This window comes from Mitsuaria sp. TWR114, from assembly GCF_007997345.1.
In genome coordinates, this window is record NZ_VOSR01000284.1 from 1 (window position 1) to 4,654 (window position 4,654).

Sequence of the window (4,654 nt, forward strand, 5' to 3'; positions counted from 1 at the left end):
CTCCCGCTTGCGGGAGAGGGCAGGGGTGAGGGCCAGCAGCCTCACCCAGGCCGCTACCCCAGGAATTCTTCGACGCGCGCGCCAACGCCTCTGGCTGGTCGTGGTGCATCATGTGCGCCGCCTGCTGCAGCGTGACGCGCCGCAGGTCCTTGACGACGGCCAGGCGGGCCTCGAAGTCCTCGCGCGGATAGCGGTCGCCCCACCACTGCGAGAGCTGGGTCTCGCTGCCCTCGACCCACAGCGTCGGCGCCGTGATCGCGGACCAGCAGGCCAGCGCCTCGGCCTTGCGGTACAGCACCGGATTGGTCCGCTTGTGCGCCGGGTCGCCGAGGATGTGCCAGCGGCCGTCGTCGCCGCGCCGCGACCAATGCGGCGCCAGCCACGCCGCCTTGTCGGCGCTCAGCCGCGGGTTGGTCTTCATCAGCCGCTGCGCCACGCCCTCGACGCTGTCGTAGCTCTTGAGGCTCGGGGTCTCCTTCAGCTCGTCGAGCCAGCTCGCGAGCCGCGCCGGCGCCATCTCGGGCGTGGTGTCCGGCAGGCCGAAGCCCTCGAGGTTCACCAGCTTGCGCAGCCGCCCGGGCCGCACGCCGGCATAGCTCATCGCGATGTTGCCGCCCATGCTGTGGCCGAGCAGGTCGACCGGCGCCCCGGGGCTGAGCGCGTCGAGCAAGGCGTCCAGGTCGCCGAGGTAGTCGGGGAACCAGTAGGCGTCGCCCGGGGTGCTGTCGGTGAGGCCGAAGCCGCGCCAGTCGATGGCCACGACGCTGCGGTCCTCGCGGAAGGCGTCGACCATGAACTGGAACGACGCGCCGACGTCCATCCAGCCGTGGACCATCACGAGCAGCGGGCGCGTGCCGTCATGCTCGGGGCCCCAGCGCAGCACGTGGTGGCGCAGGCCGCGCAGCGTCAGGAAGCCACTGCGATGCGGGCGGCGGACGCCGTACGCGACGTTGTGCGCGGCGTTGTGCGCGGTGCTCTCCGCGACGCCCGTGGCGGGACTCATGTCGGTGCTCATGGACGGCGACTGTAGTGTGAGGAACGGCGGCCGGCTTTCGCCATGGAGACAATGCGCCGACTTCATCCACGAGCCACCATGACCGCCACGCCCGATCCCTACACCCTGCGTCCCGCCCGGCCCGCCGACGTCACCGCCATCGTCGGCCTGATCGGCGAGCTCGCCGACTTCGAGAGCCTGTCCCACCTGATGGAGGTCACGCCGGAGAAGCTGCATCCGCATCTCTTCGGCGAGCGGCCCGTCGCCGAGGCCCTGGTCGCCGAGCACGAGAGCGGCGCCATCGTCGCCTTCGCGCTGACCTTCGTGAACTTCTCGACCTTCCTGGCCAAGCCCGGCCTCTACCTCGAGGACCTCTACGTCCAGCCCGCCCATCGCGGCGCGCGACTCGGCACGCGCATGCTGACCCGCCTGGCGCAGGTCGCGATCGAGCGCGGCTACGGTCGCTTCGAATGGTGCGTGCTCGATTGGAACGAGAACGCCATCCGCTTCTACGAGAAGATGGGCGCGACGATCATGCCGGACTGGCGCCTATGCCGCCTCACCGGTGACGCGCTCGCGCGCTTCAAGGGCTGAGGCTTCGCCCGCTCACGGCCACCAGCCGTCGAGCTGCTCCGGCGGCCGGGCGATCAGCGCGCGATCGCCGTCCACGACGATGGGACGCTGCAGCAGCCGCGGGTGGTCCGCCACCGCCTGCAGCAGCTGTTCGTCGCTGAGCGCGGGCTCGGACAGGCCGAGCTCGCGGTACTCGTCCTCGCCCTCGCGCAGCATCGCGCGCGCCGGCACGCCCAGCTGGCGCTGCAGCGTCCGCAACTCGCCCAGCGACAAAGGCGTGGCCAGGTAGTCGACGATCTCGGGGCGAAGGCCGCGCGATTCGAGCCGGGCCAGCGCCTCGCGCGACTTCGAGCAGCGGGGGTTGTGCAGGATCTTCACGGTCATCCGGTGGAGTGTAGGCGGCGCCTTCACGCCATCGTGCCATCGCGCCTTCATGCGCGCATCGAGGATCGATCCGCGTTTTCTCCGTGCACCGTGCGAGGGCGCGCCCGCCCGGGTCGGCACCGTCCTGGCGCTACGGGCTTTCCATGACCTCCCGTGCCGGCTCGCTCGCTAGCATCCACGCTCTTGTTCCAGTCCCGGAGAGTCGCGATGTCCGACGCCTACGCGCTGATCCACGGCGCGTTCCGCTGGCAGGTGCCTGAGCGCCTGTCCATCGCCGAACTCTGCTGCGGCCGCTGGGCCCGCGAGACGCCCGACGCGCCGGCCATCCTCTTCGACAGCGACAGCGGTTGTCGCGCGCAGTACTCCTTCGGCCAACTGCAGCGCGCGGCGAATCGGCTGTCCAACGCGCTGCGGCGTCTCGGCGTGCAGGCCGGCGACCGCGTGGCGCTGGTGCTGCCGCAGCGTTTCGAGACGGCGGTCGCGCACATCGCGATCAACCAGCTCGGCGCGGTGGCGATGCCGCTGTCCATGCTCTTCGGCCCCGATGCGCTGGCCTACCGGCTGCAGGACAGCGAGGCCAGCGTCGCGATCGTCGAAAGCGGGGCGCTGGACGCGGTGCGGGCGGTGCGCGTGCAATGCCCGGCGCTGCGCCAGGTCCTGCTGGTCGGCGAGTCCGAGCCGCAGGACGGCGAAGCCGGCTGGATGGCCGCGTTGCAAGCCGAGGACGCCCGCTTCGCCGCGCGGGACAACGCGGCCGAGGATCCCGCGATCCTGATCTACACCAGCGGCACGACCGGCGCGCCCAAGGGCGCCTTGCTGCCGCAGCGCGCGCTGCTGGGCAACCTGACCGGCTTCATCGCGAGCCAGAACTGGTTCGGCTTCGATCCCCATGACCCGCGGGTGCGCAGCGAGGCGGTGTTCTGGAGTCCCGCCGACTGGGCCTGGACCGGTGGGCTGATGGACGCGCTGCTGCCGTCGCTGTGCTTCGGCCGGCCCATCCTCGGTTACCAGGGCCGCTTCTCGCCGGAGAAGGCCTTCGAGCTGATGCAGCACTACCGTGTCAGCCACACCTTCCTGTTCCCGACGGCGCTGAAGGCCATGATGAAGGCGGTGCCCCATCCCGCCGAGCACTACACGCTGCGCCTGGAGGCCGTGATGAGCGCCGGCGAGGCCGTCGGCGACGCGGTCTTCGACTGGGTCCGGCGCGAACTGGGCGTGACGGTCAACGAGATGTTCGGCCAGACCGAGATCAACTACGTCGTGGGCAACTGCGCGCGGCTGTGGCCGGCCAAGCCCGGCAGCATGGGCCGCGCGTATCCCGGTCACCGCGTCGCGGTCATCGACGACGACGGCCAGGTCTGCCCACCGGGGCAGATCGGCGAAGTGGCGGTGCATCGCCGGGACGGGCATGGCGACCTCGATCCGATCTTCTTCCTCGGCTACTGGCGCAACGCGGCCGCGACGGCGGCGAAGTTCACCGGCGATCCGCTGGACAGCTGGTGCCGCACCGGCGACCTCGCGCGCGCCGACGAGGACGGCTACCTCTGGTACCAGGGGCGCGCCGACGACCAGTTCAAGGTCGCGGGCTACCGCATCGGCCCCGGCGAGATCGAGAACTGCCTGGTCCGTCACGAGGCGGTGGCCAATGCCGCGGTCGTGCCCAAGCCCGATGCCGAGCGCGGCGCGCTGGTGAAGGCCTTCGTCGTGCTGGCGCCGGGGCGGCAGCCGTCGGCCGCATTGACCGGCGAATTGCAGGACTTCGTCCGGCAGCGGCTTGCGCCCTACGAGTACCCCAAGGAGATCGAGTTCCTCGACAGCCTGCCGATGACCACCACCGGCAAGGTGCAGCGCCGCGTGCTGCGGCAGCTCGAGGCGGATCGGGCCGCCGACCGCGCCGCCGGTCGGGCGGCCTGAGCGGCGCCCCTCGTCGAGGGCTCAGTCGCCGCCGCCTCGCCGTTGCAGGTGGGGAGCGCGGAGGCCCTTCGCTCAACTCGCGCGCGATTGCGCAGCTTGACGTACAGCTTGGTGTTGGCGCCCGGCGGCGTCTGCAGCAGCGCGGCGTCGGGCCACTGCTCCTGCCCGGTCAGCACGGTGCAGGCGCGCGAGGGCTTGCCCTTGGGCGTCTCCGGCTCGCGCTGCTGCGCGTCCGCCGGCAAGGGCAGGCGCCAGCGCTGCGCGCCCTCGGACCAGTCCAGCTGCCATTGCGGCGCATCGCTGCAGGCGATCACGCCGTCGATCTGCGGGAACATCCAGCGCACGTACCAGGGCAGCAGCTCGGTGCGCAGCCGCTGGCCGACGGTGACGATGCGCCGCACCGTGGCCATGTCCAGCATCTCCGGCGGCGTGGCCAGGTCGATGCTCAGGCGCACGCCGAGCTCGCCCTTGGGCACGTTGGTGCCGAAGTCCATGTCCTTGGCCTGGCGCTCGCTGAAGGTCGGCAGGTCGAAGCGGCCCTTGTCGTCGATGGGGATGGGGATGTAGTCGTCGTCGCTCATCAGCGCGAGCTTGGTGCCGACGGGCGGCGGCTTGCTGGCGTCCTTCGCGTCCGTCAGCACGAAGCGGCTGACGAAGAGCCCTTCGCCTTCGGTGCGCAGCTTCGACAGCAGTTCGTTCAGGCGCTTGTAGGGGAAGGAGGCGCCGCGCTTGACGTCGCTCTGCACCGTCGGCAGCGCGACCGCCGCCGAGGCCGGGGCGGCCGCCGGC

At 71.3% G+C, this 4,654-nt stretch carries 4 protein-coding genes; 2 read left to right on the top strand and 2 right to left on the bottom strand.

All coding sequences use genetic code 11. The features are described 5' to 3' along the window. On the bottom strand, positions 1 to 1,015 hold a 1,015-nt coding region (locus tag FUT87_RS12005), incomplete at its 3' end, for an alpha/beta fold hydrolase (RefSeq protein ID WP_255511786.1). Positions 1,016 to 1,093: 78 nt separating this feature from the next. Between FUT87_RS12005 and FUT87_RS12010 the strand changes: the two genes are divergently transcribed. Then, the gene (locus tag FUT87_RS12010) at positions 1,094 to 1,588 is read left to right on the top strand and encodes a GNAT family N-acetyltransferase (RefSeq protein ID WP_147241161.1); all 495 of its coding nucleotides are present in this window, start codon (positions 1,094 to 1,096) and stop codon (positions 1,586 to 1,588) included. Positions 1,589 to 1,600: 12 nt separating this feature from the next. Here FUT87_RS12010 and arsC read toward each other — a convergent pair whose 3' ends face one another. Continuing rightward, on the bottom strand, positions 1,601 to 1,951 hold the full coding sequence (gene arsC, locus FUT87_RS12015; RefSeq protein ID WP_147241162.1) for an arsenate reductase (glutaredoxin): 351 nt from the start codon (positions 1,949 to 1,951) through the stop codon (positions 1,601 to 1,603). A 207-nt stretch (positions 1,952 to 2,158) separates the two neighbouring features. On the opposite strand from arsC, the gene FUT87_RS12020 reads away from it, so the two are divergent. Beyond that, positions 2,159 to 3,865, top strand: coding sequence for an acyl-CoA synthetase (locus FUT87_RS12020; RefSeq protein ID WP_147241163.1), 1,707 nt, complete (start codon positions 2,159 to 2,161; stop codon positions 3,863 to 3,865). Positions 3,866 to 4,654: the final 789 nt, after the last annotated feature.